Genomic DNA, 17,334 nt, shown 5'->3' with positions numbered 1-17,334 from the left:
GGGATATGAGCAAGATTATTATCGGTGACTATATAGTAAAATCTTTCGGAGAGGGCAATGAGAAGCATAATGTTCTCGACGGAGTGTCCGTTGAAATAAACGAAGGAGAGTTTGTGGCAGTTATGGGGCCTTCGGGATCGGGAAAATCGACGTTGATGTTTGTATTGAGCGGGACAGATAGTGTTAATAGTGGAACAGTTAGTTTTGAAAGCAAAGATTTATCGGAAGTTCGGGAGGAGAAGCTTTCCGATATACGTAGAACAAAGATGGGATTTGTTTTTCAGCAGCCTACTATGTTAAAAAGCCTGAATGTTCTAGATAATATTATTCTTCCATCAATGCGTGATAATAGAAAAAATGCTGCGAAAATTACGGAGAAAGCAAGAGCACTTATGAAAAGGGTGGGGATTGAGGAGCTTGAAAAGCGTGACATTACACAGGTTTCGGGAGGGCAACTTCAGCGTGCGGGAATATGCCGAGCGCTTATGAACAATCCAAAAATTATCTTCGGTGACGAGCCTACAGGTGCTCTCAACTCAAAATCTGCGCAGGAGATTATGGCCTTATTTTCTGAAATCAATGCGGATGGTACTGCCATTATGTTGGTCACTCACGATGTAAAGGTTGCGGCGTGGACAGAACGAATTCTGTTTATGCGTGATGGAAAAATTGTGAGCGAGATGAAGCTTCCGAAGTTTGATGGCACGGATATTGATGACAGGGTCCAAAAAATAACAGTCAAAATGCTAGAAATAGGCATATGATTTATTGTTTCATAGTCACGAGTTTTGCTAATAATAATTTAGATCTAATGTCTTCTAAGTAGTTGTTTTCTTCTGAGAGGGTATAAAACATTGAAAACAGAAAACTTTACTCGATGTGTAGAGTAGTATAGTTAGCTTAATAATGTAAGAACGGATACCTGATTAAAGGGGATGCGTTCTTTTTTTTTGTAGTACTCTACGGAGCGTTTGTTGTTGAAGAAGCGATTACGAACTATGATGAATGTATCAGGAGGTGAAGCGATGGATTGTAGTAAAATTGGCAACTTGATATTAAAGTTGCGAAAGGAAAAAGGGCTTACGCAAAAAGAATTGGCGGAACAAATGCATATTTCTGACCGAACGATTTCAAAATGGGAGCGTGGTCAAGGTTGCCCGGATATCTCGCTATTGCAGGATTTGTCTTCCCTCCTCGGTGTAAACATTGAAGAGATTCTAGATGGTGAACTTACCACCAATGATTTTGTAGGAGGAAATATGAAAAAATCAACATACTTTGTATGCCCCGCATGCCATAATATTGTCTTATCCACAGGTAATGCAACGATCTCTTGCTGTGGCAGAAAACTAGATGCTTTAGTGCCAACCAAAGCGACAGATGAAGAAAAGTTGGAAATTTCGGTAGTTGAGGATGAGTGGTATATTTCAAGTAACCATCCGATGAATAAAGACCATTATATTTCATTTATTGCTTTTGCTACAGGAGAGCAAGTGCAGATTATCAAACAATATCCAGAATGGGCATTGCAAACACGTATTCCGAAACGTAAACATGGAACGCTGCTCTGGTACTGTACACAACACGGATTATTTTATCAGTTGATTTAAGAAATGATATATTCATCTGAGATAATCCTCATTATATTTCCCCATCAATCAGGAAAGTATAACCATAATACCTGAGGAGCTGATTCGAAGTGAGCGTGATCAATATATTTCGTTTACCGATAGTTGAGGCATGTATCACGAGTTGCACATGAGACATGTAAGAGTTGTGCAAATTTCAGAATATCATCGCATCGACAAAAGTAAAAAATAATTTCACGCAAACTCAGTCATAATAATCCTTCTTTGAGGAAACATAAAAGCAAATAATCAAGGAGGTTTATTCATGACCAATAACAACAATGATAAATTTACTTCTTCTGGGACGAATATAGACGACGTTAAACGAAAAAATGCGGCTTCGGGCTTATCGTACAATCAAATAAAACGAATGCTTGTGCAAGTAGATGGATACGATACAACGAATAATGAGGAAATCGCAAAGGAATTTTATCACGAAAAGAACTCATCCAATAAAAATAAATAAAAAAGAACGGAGAGATGCATGATCTCTCCATTTTTCATTTGTGAGGATATGAGACAACGTTACATATAAAGAAATGACAATGTTTCGGCGAAAGCATATGCCCTGGGACATGGCGATCCCTTTTGTTTTCACTTCAGACTCAATAAGATTTGTCGGGGCTAAGCAGGCACTTACGTCCAATACCATAAAAATAATGAAAAATACATTAGCAATATTTAAAGGAATCCAAAAGTATTAGGTATCATCATTTGTCTTGTTTCATACTATGTTAAAAACATGCCCTGAATGGAGGGATGGTCATCGACATTTTAAATAAAGTCAGGGGCTACCGTGAAGAAGAGGATAGGTTGAAGTGGGAAGGTACATTTGCTGAGTATTTAGACATTATGAGGGAAAGACCAGAAGTGGCTCAAACAGCGCATTCACGCGTGTACCACATGATTAAAAGTGCTGGTGTAGCGGAAAGAAATGGACACAAAATGTACCAGTTTTTCGGTCAAGAAATATTTGGGCTTGAAACAGCACTGGAGCGACTGGTGGAGGAATATTTCCATCCAGCAGCTAGAAGATTAGATGTTCGAAAGCGAATATTATTATTAATGGGACCAGTAAGTGGTGGTAAATCCACGATTGTGACCATGTTAAAAAGGGGACTTGAGCAATATTCCCGTACGGATGAAGGTGCCGTTTACGCAATAAAAGGATGCCCGATGTTTGAAGATCCACTTCATTTGATTCCACACCATTTACGTGATGATTTTTATGAAGAGTATGGGATTCGAATAGAAGGGAGCTTATCACCGTTAAATACGATGCGTCTAGAAAAGGAATATGATGGACGTATTGAAAACGTAATGGTAGAGCGTATTTTCTTCTCAGAAGACAAACGGGTGGGCATTGGTACATTTACGCCCTCTGACCCGAAATCACAAGACATTGCCGATTTAACAGGTAGTATTGATTTTTCAACGATTGCTGAATTTGGTTCAGAGTCTGACCCGCGTGCTTATCGCTTTGATGGGGAATTGAACAAAGCGAATCGCGGTATGATGGAGTTCCAAGAAATTTTAAAGCTAGATGAAAAGTTTTTATGGCATTTATTATCGTTGACGCAAGAAGGGAATTTTAAAGCGGGTCGATTTGCGTTAATTAGCGCGGACGAATTAATTGTGGCCCATACGAATGAGACGGAATACCGGTCTTTTATTTCAAATAAGAAAAATGAAGCGCTCCACTCCCGAATTATCGTCATGCCGATTCCTTACAATTTAAAGGTGAGTGAGGAAGAACGCATCTATAAAAAAATGATTAGAAATAGCGACATGGCAGACGTGCATATTGCACCACATGCTTTAAAGGCTGCTGCTATTTTCTCGATTTTGACAAGGCTAGAAGTCCCGAAAAAACAAGGCATCGACCTTGTGAAGAAAATGCGTTTGTATGACGGCGAAAGTGTCGAAGGGTATAATGCAGTGGACGTAGAGGAGCTAAAAAAAGAATATTCATCTGAAGGTATGAACGGTATCGATCCACGTTATATTATTAATCGAATTTCTTCTGCTATTATCCGGAAAGAAGTACCGTCCATTAACGCGTTAGATGTTTTACGTTCATTGAAGGATGGACTAGATCAACATCCTTCGATTTCGGAAGAAGAACGAAAAAAATATATGAACTACATTGCAGTTGCGAGAAAAGAATACGATGAAATTGCGAAAAATGAAGTGCAAAAGGCATTTGTGTATTCATATGAAGAATCAGCAAAGACACTCATGAATAATTATCTCGATAACGTCGAAGCATATTGCAATAAAAATCGACTGCGAGATCCGTTAACAGGAGAGGAAATGAATCCTGACGAAAAATTAATGCGTTCGATCGAAGAACAAATTGGCGTATCGGAAAATGCGAAAAAGGCATTTCGTGAAGAAATTTTAATTCGTCTTTCAGCGTTTGCGCGAAAGGGGAAACGGTTCGACTACGATTCGCATGAAAGATTACGAGAGGCCATTCAAAAGAAAATGTTTGCTGATTTAAAAGATATAGTGAAAATTACGACTTCAACGAAAACACCGGATGAGTCGCAACTGAAAAAGATGAATGAAGTCATTGCTACATTAATCGATGAACATGGCTACAATTCAACTTCAGCAAATGAATTACTACAATACGTAGGCAGCCTCTTAAATCGTTAAACTTTTGAACGGAGTGTCCAATGCTTTTTGGGCGCTCTTTTTTCTTACCCAAATTATGTACAAAAACTTTCAACACAGTCATAACATATAAAAAGTGAATGTTGTTCGCTTTGTGAAACCGTATAGTCAAACAATGAAAAGATGGAGGAGGATGAAAATGAGTGAAAATCAGCATAATCGATTTGTCGTTTCAAAAGAAAATTGGTCACTCCATCGCAAAGGCCATCAAGATCAACAACGCCATATGGAGAAAGTAAAAGATGCGCTAAAAAATAATTTACCTGATTTAATCACTGAAGAAAGCATTGTGATGTCGAATGGTCGTGAGGTTTTGAAAATTCCGATCCGGTCATTAGATGAATATAAAATTCGTTACAACAACGATAAATCCAAGCACGTTGGTCAAGGGAAAGGCGATAGCAAAGTAGGCGATGTAGTGGCACGAGATGGAAGTCCAGCACAGCAGGGAGCGGGGAAAGGAAAGGAAGCAGGCGATAAGCCGGGAGAAGATTACTATGAGGCAGAAGTAACCTTTGAAGAAGTAGAGAACATGTTATTTAAGGAGTTAGAGTTGCCAAATTTAGAGCAAAAAGAAATGGCAGATATTACGACCGATAAAATTGAATTTAATGATATTCGCAAAAAAGGACTAATGGGGAATATCGATAAGAAACGCACGATCCTTTCGGCCATTAAACGTAATGCGATTAAAGGAAAGGCAGCGATTAGCCCTATTCATAATGATGACTTACGATTTAAAACATGGGATGAAGTCGTGAAACCAGAATCAAGAGCAGTCGTGCTTGCGATGATGGATACAAGTGGTTCCATGGGCTATTTTGAAAAATATTGTGCAAGAAGCTTCTTCTTTTGGATGACCCGATTTTTACGTTCGAAATATGAAACCGTTGAAATTGAATTTATCGCCCATCATACAGAGGCAAAAGTGGTAACAGAGGAGGAATTTTTCACGAAAGGAGAAAGTGGTGGAACAATCTGTTCATCGGCTTACGCAAAAGCGTTAGAACTCATTCAAGCGAAATATAGCCCGGTAAAATACAATATTTACCCAGTCCATTTTTCGGACGGAGAGAATGTGTCAGCGGACAATGAGAAATGTATTAAATTAGTACAGGAGTTAATGGGGGTTTCTAGGATGTTCGGCTACGGGGAAGTCAATCCTCATGGCAGATATTCTACACTAATGTCCACTTATAAAAGAATCGATAACCCGAAATTCCTTCATTATGTTTTGAAACAAAAAAGTGATGTGTATAAAGCATTAAAAACATTTTTCAAAAAGGAAGATGCTTTAGTTTGATTAGAAAGTCTAAGGGGGATGTAGATGGAAAAAGAACTACACCGAGCCATCGATGAAATAACAGAAATTGCGGCCGGCTTTGGACTTGATTTTTATCCAATGCATTATGAAATTTGTCCAGCAGATATTATTTATACGATCGGGGCATATGGCATGCCTACGCGATATACACATTGGAGCTTTGGTAAACAGTTTTATAAGATGAAACTGCAATATGACTTAGGTTTAAGTCAAATATATGAGCTTGTCATTAATTCCAATCCTTGCTATGCGTTTTTACTCGATACGAATTCGTTAATCCAAAACAAATTAATTATCGCCCATGTGTTAGCCCATTGTGATTTTTTCAAAAATAATATTCGATTTTCTAATACGAGAAGAGATATGGTCGAAAGTATGTCCGCGACAGCAGACAGAATTGCCCATTACGAACTACAGTATGGGAAAGAGGAGGTCGAGAAGTTTTTAGATGCTGTATTATCCATCCAAGAGCATATCGACCCATCTATTTTAAGACCAAAACAGTTAATAGAGAATTATGATTTAGAAGTGGAAGATGAAGAAGTAGCTGCTCAAAAAACATTGTATGATGACCTTTGGAATTTAGATAACGAAGCACCAAAAGAAGATGTACCGAAGCGAAAGCGAAAACCATTCCCGCCAAAACCCGAAAAAGATATATTGCTATTTATTGAACAATTCAGTCGGGAATTGGACGATTGGCAACGAGATATTTTAACGATGATGCGAGAAGAAATGCTGTATTTCTGGCCACAGTTAGAAACCAAAATTATGAATGAAGGTTGGGCATCTTTTTGGCATCAGCGTATACTGCGAGAGTTAGATTTAACAACAACTGAAACGATTGAATTTGCCAAATTAAATGCAGGTGTTGTGCAACCATCTAAGACAACAATCAACCCGTATTATTTAGGGCTGAAAATTTTTGAAGATATTGAGAACAGGTATAATAATCCGACAGAGGAAATGAAAAAGGCAGGAGTTTTGCCGAACTCTGGTCGAGAAAAAATTTTCGAGGTACGCGAAATTGAATCGGACATTTCCTTTATTCGTAATTATTTAAAAAAGGAGCTAGTAGAGCAAGAAGATCTTTATTTATTTGAGAAGAAGGGCAATGAATATCGCATTACAGATAAAGATTACGAAAATGTCCGCGATCAACTCGTTTCCATGCGCGTAAATGGCGGCTTCCCTTATATTGTGATAGAGGATGGCGACTACAAAAGAAGCGGCGAACTCTATTTAAAGCACGGCTATGAAGGAACCGAGCTGGACCCAAAATATTTAGAGCACGTGTTACCTTATATTTATCAGCTATGGGGACGCCCTGTTCATTTAGAAACGTATGTAGAAAATAAACAAATGATTTACTCCTATGACGGGAAGAAAAGTTCTCGTAGTGTGAAATAAAGTAAATAAACAAAGAGGCGTCCAAGAAGTTATTTTTGAACGCCTCTCTTCTATTTACTGATCTTCTATAACGATATAGGTCATTTTCACTGGTCCATGAACACCTACTACAAGAATCATTTCGATATCTGCTGAATTACTTGGCCCTGTAATGAAATTCACACATGAAGCGACTTGCTCACCATTTTTAATCATGTCATGTATTTTTTTTGCTGCTTGTGTCATACGTGGTACGATTGTGCTTTTTGGTATGAATATAATGGAGTTTTCGGGCAAGAAGCTAACACAACGCCCGCGATGTTTCCCGCTATATAACACCGCTGTACCCGATTCGGCAAGCGTCATTTCACTAATCGTCATGCCCACTTTCGCCTGCTCAGCCAATCGGATGTTGTCAGCGCCAGCCTCTTCATGCCAATAATGAAGTTGGATATTTTCACTTGGCCATTGTTCATTCATGAGTGTGTCTAGCCCAAATGTGTGAAAACGCTCATCTTGCCATGCGACAACGGATCCTGCGCCGTATGATTTGACAACGTCATTCACGACAGTAGGCAATGTATTGGAATTGGTAACGAGTATATTCGTATGAATGTTTTTACATTGTTCAATTAATATTTCTAACAGTTCATCTTGATTTAAGCCCGCTAGCACTTGATGTTGAGGCTCGTATTGCCACATAGGTTTTGTGATAGTCGTCAAACGTTCACGACCAAGTTTACTCGCAATGTTTGTTAAAAACTGATCGCGGTTGTGAATCATTCCGTTCATGTTATTTGTCTCCTTTCGTTCGTTCTTTCATCCATTGACGGAAATTTTCTTTATTCGGAGCAGGGAAGTCACGTTCCTCAGTCCAAGCCTTTAGTGGTCCTGGGCCGTTTGTAATTTTATCGCCTTTTGTGAAAGGAGACATCACGGGCTTCGCCATTTTATTCGCCAAGCCATATAATCCTGAAGATGAACTACCAAAACCAAACGCTTTCATCATCATTTTTTCAGTGAAAGGTGCTCGTCCTTCTTGCTCAACAATTACTTGACGGTGTTTATGAAGCAATTGATGGAGCGGAATTTTCACAGGGCAAGCGTCTGTACAAGCTCCACATAAGGTAGACGCATATGGTAATTCTTTATAATCGTCATAGCCACCTAAAAGGGGAGAAAGTACCGCACCTACTGGACCTGAATAAATGGAGCCATACGTATGACCGCCAACATGACGATATACGGGGCAAACATTGACACAGGCAGCACAGCGAATACATTGTAAAATTGGTTGGAACTCGCTACCTAAAATATCAGAGCGACCGTTATCGACAATGACTAAGTGGAATTCTTCCGGTCCATCTGAATCTCCTTCATCGCGCACACCAGTTAATGTTGTAATATAGCTTGTCAGCTTTTGTCCAACCGCACTTCGTGTCAGTAAGCTTACGAGTACATCCATTTCTTGAAACGTTGGTACGATACGCTCCATTCCCATTACGGTAATTTGCGTTTTCGGTAAGGCTGCAACTAAATCTGCATTCCCTTCATTCGTTACAAGTGTAATGGAGCCACTCTCGGCGATGGCAAAGTTACAGCCAGTGATGCCGATATCTGCTGTTAAATATTCTTGACGCAATTTTTCTCGTGCATGAAGCGCAAGTTCTTCCGGTTTGGATGTTTTATCATAGCCTTGTTTCTCTTTAAACACATCGCGAATTTGTTCTTTATTTTTATGCAGTGCAGGTACAACGATATGAGAAGGTGGCTCATGATCATCCACTTGTAAAATATACTCACCAAGGTCTGTTTCAATTACGTCACAACCGATTGCCTCAAGCGCTGCATTCATATGAATTTCTTCCGTCACCATCGATTTGGATTTGACAATTTTTTTTGCTTGTTTCTCTTTAGCTACTTGTTGAATGTAGTTGGATGCTTCTTCAGCGGTTTGCGCAAAAAATACATGACCACCACGTTTTGCTACATTTTCGCTTAGCTGATGTAAATAATAATCTAAATGATTGAGTACGTGCTGGCGGATTTCTTCACCGTGTGAACGCCATTCCTCCCAGTTTCCGAGGGTTTCAGCAGCTGCTAGACGCCGTGTTTGGAAACGTTCCTGTGCGGCTGATACGGCACCACGCATAAATGTATCGGATAAATTATCTGTCACACGTTCTTTAAATTGTTTATCACTCGTTTTCATCGACATTGCAAATCCCCCCTTAGCGAGTATTTAATACTTCTGCAATATGCATTACTTTAATAGGTTTCCCTTCACGACCGATACGCCCACCGATATTAATCAGGCATCCTGCATCTGCCCCAATTAAATAATTAGCTCCTGTCGATTCGACATCTTGTACTTTCTCATCAACCATTTGTCCAGAAATATTACCCATTTTCACAGAAAATGTTCCGCCAAAGCCACAACATCGATCTTTACCTGGTAACTCAACAAAATTTAAACCTTCGACATTTTTTAACAATGTAATCGGCGCATCTTTCACACCTAACAGTCTTGTCATATGACATGAGCAGTGATAGGTTGCAGTACCGTTTAATTTCGCTCCGACATGTTCAACTTTTAAAACGTTGACGATAAAGTCCGTCAACTCATATGTTTTATTTGCAAGTGCTTGAGCTTTTGGCTCCCAAATCGGATCTCCTTTAAAAATTTCTGGATACTCCTTCAACATATAAGCACAGGAACCCGAAGGAGAAACGATATATTCCGCATGCTCAAATGTAACAATCATTTTTTTTATTGTATTTTTTGTTTCTTCTACATAACCGCTATTGTAAGATGGCTGCCCGCAGCAAATTTGATTCTCTGGAAAATCAATTTCACACCCTAAACGTTCAAGCAATTCGACAGTTGCTTTTCCGACATTTCCTTGGAACATATCGACTAAACATGTAGCAAAAAGAGTAACTTTCAAAGTTTCCACCCCTTATTATATTTATATAATTCAACAGGTCATCTGATGACTTTGGTATTTAATAAGTATATTACTACAGAGGTCAACAAAAAAGAAAGCACTTTAGGCGAAATTTTCAAAAAAAAGAGCCGTCCTACTTATTGGACAGCTTCTTCGGTGGTCGCAAACATTCCGGCTTAAAAATGTCTTTTCATATTGTCACTTTTTAACCGTTCGTTGATTCGAAATATTGCATTAAAGTGGCACGAACATTTTCTAAATGTAAATCCATACATTGCTCTGCTAATAATTCATTGCCCTCTTTAATCGCAAGATAAATGTTCATATGTTCTTCAAATAGTTGCTCACTCGTTGCAATTTTTGAATATAGCCAAATGCGGCGAGTTTCACGCATCGTTTCAATCATCGTTTCAGACACTTGGTTGAGTAAATTGAAGAGCATGGGATTTTGGGATGCTTTTGCAATAGCGGAGTGGAATTGGAAATCTGTTTTTTCACCGAGTTCTTCATTACCATGTGCATGTTTCATTTGTTCTAAGATCACTTCTAAAGTAGCTATATCTTCTTCATTGCGATTTTTAGCAGCATATCCAGCAGTACCAACTTCAAGGATTTTCCGCACTTCCAGTAAATGTTCGATGTCTTGTTTCGTCAGTTGAGGAGCATATGGAAAAACAATTTCCTGTTTTGGCGTTTCTTTCACAAACGTGCCAGACCCTTGCTTAATTTCAATTAGTCCCATCGCTTTCAAAGCGGAAAGTGCTTCCCGAACAGCCGGTCGACTCACCTGTAATTGTTCTGCAAGCTGTTCAACTGAATCTAATCGATCCCCTGGCTTTAATTCTCCTGAACGAATAGAGTGTAGTAGCATGTCGGTTATTTCTTCGTAAATCTTTTTCGTTTTAATTTTTTTATATGCCAAAGGTTACACCTCTTTATTATTCACATTGTTTTCATTATACATGAAGTTGCTTTTGAAATTTGAAAATAAAAATTTTGAGGAAAGTCATAGGTGTAATCATAATCGGTTGTTACAAGACAGCATTGTGAAAGAAATTTATGTAGAAGCGGGCAACGCCATTTCAACAGGAGACTGACTTATTAAATTAACGTAATTTGCCCCCCTTAGTGCATTTTAGATAAAACAGGTGACGAAAATAGTGCGTCACCTGTTTTTGTTATTTCCCCAAAAGACATTGCTCCTCAAGCAAGGGGGAGTAAGTGCTGTGGCGATCGCGATACACTTGTACCAGCTATTAATATATGAAATATAAGCAAAGTTACCTCGTATTATACTTTCGACTTTTTTATAAAAATCCCCTATACTGATAGCATTCGAATATTACAACATTGAAGGAGCATCTATGTCGAACTACACACATATTTTTCAAGGAACTGCTTTTTCGAGCAACTCTCTAAAAGAACTTCACATATTAGAAAATCATCTTTTTTGTATCAATGCAGAGGGCATGATTGAAAAGGTGGTTGCACCAGCAGATGAAGATTATGACACATTACTAAGTATGTATGAAGGTAAGGAAAACTTCCATCGGTTAGCGAAAGGGCAGTATTTCCTTCCGGGATTTGTTGATTTGCATGTGCACGCACCCCAATGGGCACAATCGGGAACGGCATTGGATATTCCGCTTTTCGATTGGCTAAACACTTATACATTCCCGATTGAATCGAAATTTTCGGATTTATCGTTTGCTAAGATGGTGTATGAAGATGTTGTCAGTACTTTATTAGCAAATGGTACGACAACAGCCCTTTATTTTGCGACAGTGCATAAAGAAGCTAGTATTTTACTTGCTGAAATTTGTGCGAAAAAAGGACAGCGAGGATTAGTTGGAAAAGTCGTGATGGACGATCCAGAGCAGACTCCAACATATTATCGCGATGCTGATACGAAGACGGCGCTAGTAGATACGGAAGAATTTATTTTAGCGGTAAAGGAATTAGCGAAGTCCGTAAAGCAAGGCGTTTATCCTGTTGTGACACCGCGTTTTATCCCAAGCTGTACAAGTGAAGGGCTACAAGGGTTAGGGGAATTAGCGGCTAAGTATGATACGTATATTCAATCACATTGTAGTGAAAGTGATTGGGCGCATCAATATGTACAAGAACGCTATGGTAAAAATGATGCCTTTGCCTTACATGATTTCGGGCTTTTACGTGAAAAATCAGTCATGGCGCACTGTAATTTCTTAGATGATGCCGATGCTGACTTATTTGCACAAACAGGAACGGCGATTAGTCATTGCCCAATTTCCAATGCGTATTTTGCTAATAGCGTGATTCCGCTTGCGCATTTCCATGCAAAAGGGGTTGAAATTGGTCTGGGTTCCGATATTTCAGGCGGTTTTTCTCCTAGTCTATTTGATAATATTCGTCAAGCGGTCATGTCCTCTCGTATGTTAGAGGATGGGGTGAACCCGGCGCTTCCTGCAAATGAGCGCGGTGTACCGAATGCACGCATTACGGTAAATGAAGCCTTTTACTTCGCCACTGCTGGGGGAGGAGAAAGCTTAAGCTTACCAATCGGGCGCTTAGCTGAGAATTATACGTGGGATGTTCAAGTGATTGATACGACGATTCCGTCAGCTAGATTACCAATTTACGAGGCGAATGAGCCTTTACACGATATTTTCCAAAAAATGATGTATTTAGCCCGCCCAGAAAACATTCGTGAAGTATGGGTACAAGGGGAAAAGGTACATTCACGTTAGTTAAAGGTTTATTAAAATAGTGCACATATCGAATCAAATATATTTTATGTAACCTTGCATCTAAATTGAATAGTGAAATGGATTGCACATATTCAACAGAACCTTTACTATTTAGGTAAGAGCATTTTCCATGAGACTTGCTAAAAAGACGTTAAAAAGGTTGCGACAGTGGCAGCTGTCACAACCTAGTAGTGCCTAACAAGTTTTAGGTAGAGTGTAAGGCAAATGCTTAGGTAAAAGAGTAATAGCTACTATTACTCTTTGCCTACTGCTAATAGACGTTTATGCGTTTCTTTTAACTCACCAGCAAGCTCTTCTATTTTCTTGAATGCTTCGCTGCGTTCTTGTTTTTGATGTTCGATTGCTTTTTTAGCCGTCGCTTCCCATTGCTCTTGCGAATTTTCAAGAAGATCTAAGATAGCGTGGTTCGGTTTCCACGTGAAGGATTGTACCTTTTCGTTAATATCCTGTAAACTGTCTAGCCAGTTTGTTACTTGATCTAATTGCTTATTTTTATTCATCTCATTTAAACTGACCTTTACTTTATCTTGCCATTCTTTAGAAGCTTTTTTCGATTCTTCCTCAATTGAATTTAATGTAGACACAGTAGATTTTAGCCATTCTTTTTGACTTTCGACTGCTTGTATAGCTTTTTTCTCTACTTCATCTTGAAATTCTTGAACTAATTTAAAGCTGTTTAACCATCCATCCCAAAGAGTATCCATACTTTTTTGTAATACATCATTGTTCATTATTGTTCCTCCCGTTAATTACCTTTTATTTTTTATAATGAATGCAACGAAGTGCATAACATCCAAAGATTATTGTTCGTTTTTCGTTTGTCTAGCAGTTCTAGTATTTCTTCTTTTTCTAACAGTTGTATTTTGTTTAGGTGCATTCGTTTCTGGGATAGTAGTAGTCTTAGTAGTTTTTTTGGCTGCTGAAGCTGTTACAGTTTGTTGTTTTTCTTGAAGTGACTGACTTGGAGTATAAAAAGGATTGTATAGATTGAAAAAATTGTTCAATAACTTTTGGTACTGATTTAAAGAACCTGCCCACATATCTAAATATTTTTCGCCGGCTTCCGTAATGGAATAAATACGTTTTGCTGGACCACTTGAATTTGTATCCCAAGCGGATGTGACAAGTGAATCTTTCTCAAGTTGCCTTAATAAGCGATAAAAATTGCCTTGATCTACAGAGTTGATACCAAATGTCGTTAATTTTTCCATCAATTCATAGCCGTGCGAATTCCACTCACGAAGATGTAATAACATAATCGGAACTAAAAAATTTTTAGGTGCTCCAATATTCGGATTTTTTACTTTGTCATTACTTTCCTCTGATTTCATGATTTATCACCACCTATAGTTAATTAGCTTATAAGTGTAATTTACACCTACACGAATATTTTGTCAACAATTAACATAAATAAATTATAAGTACCAAAAATTACAATTGTGTTTTTTGTGTAAAAGTAATATTTTTGTCACAATAACATATTGAAAAAATTTACATATGTGGTAAATTTTAATTGTTGGGAAAATTCTAAAAATAGGAGAGGATTTATATTGACCAATAAAACTCCATTTGAAGCTTTTAGTTTATGGAAAGATTTGTATGACAAAGCAGAAAGTTCTTGGCGTGATATTATTCAAGAGACGTTAGAACAAAAATCTTTTGCGGAAGTATTAGGGCAAGTCCAAAGTCAATATTTACAGCAACAGGAATTTTTTAATGTCATTACAGAGTCTTACTTGAAGCAAATTAATGTGCCTACTCGTGAGGATGTGGCCAATACGGCATCATTAATTATCAATGTTGAAACGAAAATTATTGATTTAGAAGATCAATTAGATAGCGTAACAGAAAATACAGCAAAAGAAATTGATTCTTTAAAGAGAGCTGTCACGAAATTAGATAAAAAATTGGATACGGTCATTGAATTACTTTCTAAACCGAGTACCCCTCCCGCTTCGCCTCCGCGTAATTCAAATAGCTAAGTAAAATATATTTACAAAAAATCGAAGTAAATGATATTTCGAAAAAGCAAATGAATATTAAATTAAGAGGAGAGATTGTTGATGACAGTATTATTACAAGAAAACCAAGTTGAGATTCAAAAACCATTACTAGGGAAAGTGGCAATTGTGACTGGCGCATCACGTGGTATCGGGGCAGAAATCGCAAAAACTTTAGCTAAAAACGGTGCAAAAGTAGTAGCGACTTATCAACAAGGGACTGAATGTATGCTTGAGGTAGTTCAGCAAATTGAAAAAAATGATGGGACAGTTTTAGCGGTTCAAGCGAATGTAGCCGTTCCAGAAGATACGCAAAAACTAATTGATGAAACAATAAAGCATTTCGGTAAAGTCGATATCTTGATTAATAATGCTGGTATTACGAAAGACCGTTCATTCCGTAAAATGAAAAAAGAAGATTGGGATCAAGTATTAGATGTCAATTTAACAGGGGTTTTCAATACAACAAAACAAGTGATTGAACATATGTTGGAACAAAAATTCGGGCGCATTATTAACATTAGTTCAATCGTTGGTCAGGCAGGGGCATTTGGTCAAACGAACTATGCTGCAACGAAAGCAGGTTTATTAGGTTTTACAAAATCTTTAGCTTTAGAAACAGCAAGCAAAGGGATTACTGTAAATGCCATTTGTCCAGGATATATTGAAACTGAAATGGTTGCAGAAATGCCGGAAGATGTAAAACAATCGATCGTTTCAAAAGTGCCGATTCCACGATTAGGTCAACCAGGTGAAGTGGCAGAGGCTGTTCTATATTTAGCACAAGCGAGCTTTGTAACCGGCCAAGCAATTAATGTTAATGGTGGACTATACATGTAACTTTTAGCGCGCTGATAGAAACCATTAACTAGGAGGAGTTCCATGATTAACTTAGATACAAAGCCATTTGAGGAATGGATGGATCGTTTTTCATACTCTATACCATTTTCCAATGACCTTGAAAGATTCCAACGTGTAAATGATATTTTGACAAAAGATGCTGACCCACAAGTTGGGCAAACACCAAAAGAACTAGTGTGGACAAAAAATAAAGCGAAGCTATACCGCTTCCAACCAAATACGAAAAAAACAAATAAAGTGCCAATTTTAATGATTTATGCACTGATCAATAAACCATATATTTTGGATCTTTATCCAGGTAACAGCCTCATTGAACATTTAACGGAGCAAGGTCATGATGTTTATTTACTAGATTGGGGTACAGCAGGTTACGAAGATCGTCATATGAAGTTAGATGATTATATCGTAGACTATATACCTCGAGCAGTGAAAAAGATATTGAAGATTTCGAATGCGAAAGAGATTACGATGTTTGGATACTGCATGGGCGGTACAATGACAGCTATTTTCACAGCATTGTATAATGATATCCTTCCGATTCGTAATTTAGTATTAATGACAACGCCAATCGATTTTGAAGATGCCGGTTTATATACAAACTGGTTAGACAAAGATTATTTCCAATTAAATAAATTGGTTGATACATTAGGCAATATTCCATTTGAAATGATTGACTATGGAAATAAATTGCTAAGTCCAATTTCTAATACATTAGGGACATATATCAATTTAGCGCATCGTGTGGATAATCAAGAATCGGTTTTGAATTGGAAATTAATGCAAAAGTGGTTGAATGATGGCGTGCCTTTCCCAGGTGAAGCATATAGACAATGGATCGGGGATTTTTATCAGGGTAATAAATTAATGAATGATGAATTAGAAGTCCGTGGACAACAAGTAAAGCTAGCTAATATTAAAGCGAATCTATTGAATATTTGTGCTCTTCGTGACAATATCGTTTTACCACAACAAATTAGGCCACTGAATGATAAAGTGTCAAGCAAAAATAAGACATTGCATGATGTGCAAACAGGTCACGTTTCTGTATGTACAGGTCGTCGCGCAGTAAATGAAATTTATCCTTATATTGAAAAATGGCTTAAGGAAAATTCACTTTAGTCGTTAAAAGAGAGAGCACTCAATCATTTTGTCGTATAAAATGATTGAGTGCTTCTTTTGTCTGTTTACGTATTTTTTTGAAAAATCAAGCGTAGTAAAAGGAGGAGATTTCTATGGGAAAGCATCATACTAGAAGCAAAGAGACGTTTATGCAGTCTATTTCACTTCCCACAAGCCGTTTCCTGTAGTAATTCGCTGAACCCCTTCCTCACATACCCCGTAAGAGCGCCAAGAACAGGTTTCACAAACGATGCCAATATCACTTGGGATGACATGTTGTTTGACGGATGATTCAATGTCTTCCCAACTTACAATTTGTCCAATACGAAGACCTAACTTTTCTAAAATGACAGCATCTCTATCGTAAATATTGTCATCTTGGCAATGGTATTCGCCAGAGTTAGGATACCTTTCGCATAAATGGTCAGGCCCTTTAACAAGCTGCACAAGTGTTTTTGGATTAGCTCTCAATGTTTGATGGATGCGCGTCATATTTTCTACGTATTCTTTAGAGTAGCCCATTCCTCGATACCCTAAAAGGCAAAAAAGATGATGACCGCGTAGTTTATACATAGTTCTTTCCTCCATATGTAATGATTTTATGTAAACATTATTGTATTAGTGGTTAACTTATAT

General features: G+C 38.0%; 17 protein-coding genes. 10 read left to right on the top strand and 7 right to left on the bottom strand.

What is annotated here, in order from left to right; all coding sequences use genetic code 11:
* Positions 1 to 5 precede the first annotated feature (5 nt).
* From ACQQ2I_RS17625 to ACQQ2I_RS17600, 6 genes are all read left to right on the top strand, one after another.
* Positions 6 to 764 carry an ABC transporter ATP-binding protein gene (locus ACQQ2I_RS17625; protein WP_431028063.1) on the top strand — a complete coding sequence of 253 codons (759 nt, stop codon included), beginning with the start codon at positions 6 to 8 and terminating at the stop codon, positions 762 to 764.
* Positions 765 to 1,025: 261 nt separating this feature from the next.
* Positions 1,026 to 1,610, top strand: coding sequence for a helix-turn-helix domain-containing protein (locus tag ACQQ2I_RS17620; protein WP_431028062.1), 585 nt, complete (start codon positions 1,026 to 1,028; stop codon positions 1,608 to 1,610).
* Positions 1,611 to 1,893: 283 nt separating this feature from the next.
* Positions 1,894 to 2,094: a gamma-type small acid-soluble spore protein gene (locus ACQQ2I_RS17615; RefSeq protein WP_431028061.1), complete on the top strand. Its 201-nt coding sequence runs from the start codon at positions 1,894 to 1,896 to the stop codon at positions 2,092 to 2,094.
* Positions 2,095 to 2,393: 299 nt separating this feature from the next.
* The gene (locus ACQQ2I_RS17610) at positions 2,394 to 4,289 is read left to right on the top strand and encodes a PrkA family serine protein kinase (RefSeq protein ID WP_431030547.1); all 1,896 of its coding nucleotides are present in this window, start codon (positions 2,394 to 2,396) and stop codon (positions 4,287 to 4,289) included.
* A 157-nt stretch (positions 4,290 to 4,446) separates the two neighbouring features.
* Positions 4,447 to 5,610: a sporulation protein YhbH gene (yhbH, locus tag ACQQ2I_RS17605; protein WP_431028060.1), complete on the top strand. Its 1,164-nt coding sequence runs from the start codon at positions 4,447 to 4,449 to the stop codon at positions 5,608 to 5,610.
* A 24-nt stretch (positions 5,611 to 5,634) separates the two neighbouring features.
* Entirely contained in the window at positions 5,635 to 7,041 is a 1,407-nt protein-coding gene (locus ACQQ2I_RS17600) for a SpoVR family protein (protein ID WP_431028059.1), read from the top strand.
* A gap of 54 nt (positions 7,042 to 7,095) precedes the next feature.
* On the opposite strand, the gene ACQQ2I_RS17595 is transcribed toward ACQQ2I_RS17600, so the two are convergent.
* From ACQQ2I_RS17595 to ACQQ2I_RS17580, 4 genes are all read right to left on the bottom strand, one after another.
* Positions 7,096 to 7,812 carry a LutC/YkgG family protein gene (locus ACQQ2I_RS17595; protein WP_431028058.1) on the bottom strand — a complete coding sequence of 239 codons (717 nt, stop codon included), beginning with the start codon at positions 7,810 to 7,812 and terminating at the stop codon, positions 7,096 to 7,098.
* A gap of 1 nt (position 7,813) precedes the next feature.
* Positions 7,814 to 9,238, bottom strand: coding sequence for a LutB/LldF family L-lactate oxidation iron-sulfur protein (locus ACQQ2I_RS17590; protein ID WP_431028057.1), 1,425 nt, complete (start codon positions 9,236 to 9,238; stop codon positions 7,814 to 7,816).
* A gap of 13 nt (positions 9,239 to 9,251) precedes the next feature.
* Positions 9,252 to 9,968 (bottom strand): (Fe-S)-binding protein, encoded by a 717-nt coding sequence (locus tag ACQQ2I_RS17585; protein ID WP_431028056.1) that lies wholly within the window; start codon positions 9,966 to 9,968, stop codon positions 9,252 to 9,254.
* A gap of 205 nt (positions 9,969 to 10,173) precedes the next feature.
* Entirely contained in the window at positions 10,174 to 10,890 is a 717-nt protein-coding gene (locus ACQQ2I_RS17580; RefSeq protein ID WP_431028055.1) for a FadR/GntR family transcriptional regulator, read from the bottom strand.
* A gap of 442 nt (positions 10,891 to 11,332) precedes the next feature.
* On the opposite strand from ACQQ2I_RS17580, the gene guaD reads away from it, so the two are divergent.
* The gene (gene guaD, locus ACQQ2I_RS17575) at positions 11,333 to 12,697 is read left to right on the top strand and encodes a guanine deaminase (RefSeq protein ID WP_431028053.1); all 1,365 of its coding nucleotides are present in this window, start codon (positions 11,333 to 11,335) and stop codon (positions 12,695 to 12,697) included.
* A 254-nt stretch (positions 12,698 to 12,951) separates the two neighbouring features.
* Here guaD and ACQQ2I_RS17570 read toward each other — a convergent pair whose 3' ends face one another.
* Both ACQQ2I_RS17570 and phaQ read right to left on the bottom strand, forming a co-directional pair.
* Entirely contained in the window at positions 12,952 to 13,449 is a 498-nt protein-coding gene (locus ACQQ2I_RS17570) for a hypothetical protein (protein ID WP_431028052.1), read from the bottom strand.
* 69 nt (positions 13,450 to 13,518) lie between these two features.
* Entirely contained in the window at positions 13,519 to 14,049 is a 531-nt protein-coding gene (gene phaQ, locus ACQQ2I_RS17565) for a poly-beta-hydroxybutyrate-responsive repressor (RefSeq protein ID WP_431028051.1), read from the bottom strand.
* Between the two features lie 219 nt (positions 14,050 to 14,268).
* Between phaQ and ACQQ2I_RS17560 the strand changes: the two genes are divergently transcribed.
* From ACQQ2I_RS17560 to phaC, 3 genes are all read left to right on the top strand, one after another.
* Positions 14,269 to 14,700 carry a polyhydroxyalkanoate biosynthesis repressor PhaR gene (locus tag ACQQ2I_RS17560; RefSeq protein ID WP_431028050.1) on the top strand — a complete coding sequence of 144 codons (432 nt, stop codon included), beginning with the start codon at positions 14,269 to 14,271 and terminating at the stop codon, positions 14,698 to 14,700.
* 81 nt (positions 14,701 to 14,781) lie between these two features.
* Positions 14,782 to 15,558, top strand: coding sequence for a 3-oxoacyl-[acyl-carrier-protein] reductase (gene fabG, locus ACQQ2I_RS17555; protein WP_431028049.1), 777 nt, complete (start codon positions 14,782 to 14,784; stop codon positions 15,556 to 15,558).
* A 42-nt stretch (positions 15,559 to 15,600) separates the two neighbouring features.
* The gene (gene phaC, locus ACQQ2I_RS17550; RefSeq protein ID WP_431028047.1) at positions 15,601 to 16,698 is read left to right on the top strand and encodes a class III poly(R)-hydroxyalkanoic acid synthase subunit PhaC; all 1,098 of its coding nucleotides are present in this window, start codon (positions 15,601 to 15,603) and stop codon (positions 16,696 to 16,698) included.
* Positions 16,699 to 16,854: 156 nt separating this feature from the next.
* Here phaC and ACQQ2I_RS17545 read toward each other — a convergent pair whose 3' ends face one another.
* Positions 16,855 to 17,271: a DUF1284 domain-containing protein gene (locus ACQQ2I_RS17545; protein ID WP_431028046.1), complete on the bottom strand. Its 417-nt coding sequence runs from the start codon at positions 17,269 to 17,271 to the stop codon at positions 16,855 to 16,857.
* Positions 17,272 to 17,334 lie beyond the last annotated feature (63 nt).

Source organism: Lysinibacillus sp. LZ02 (assembly GCF_050613145.1).
Classification (GTDB): domain Bacteria; phylum Bacillota; class Bacilli; order Bacillales_A; family Planococcaceae; genus Lysinibacillus_B.
This window is presented reverse-complemented; position numbering and strand designations above follow the sequence as displayed.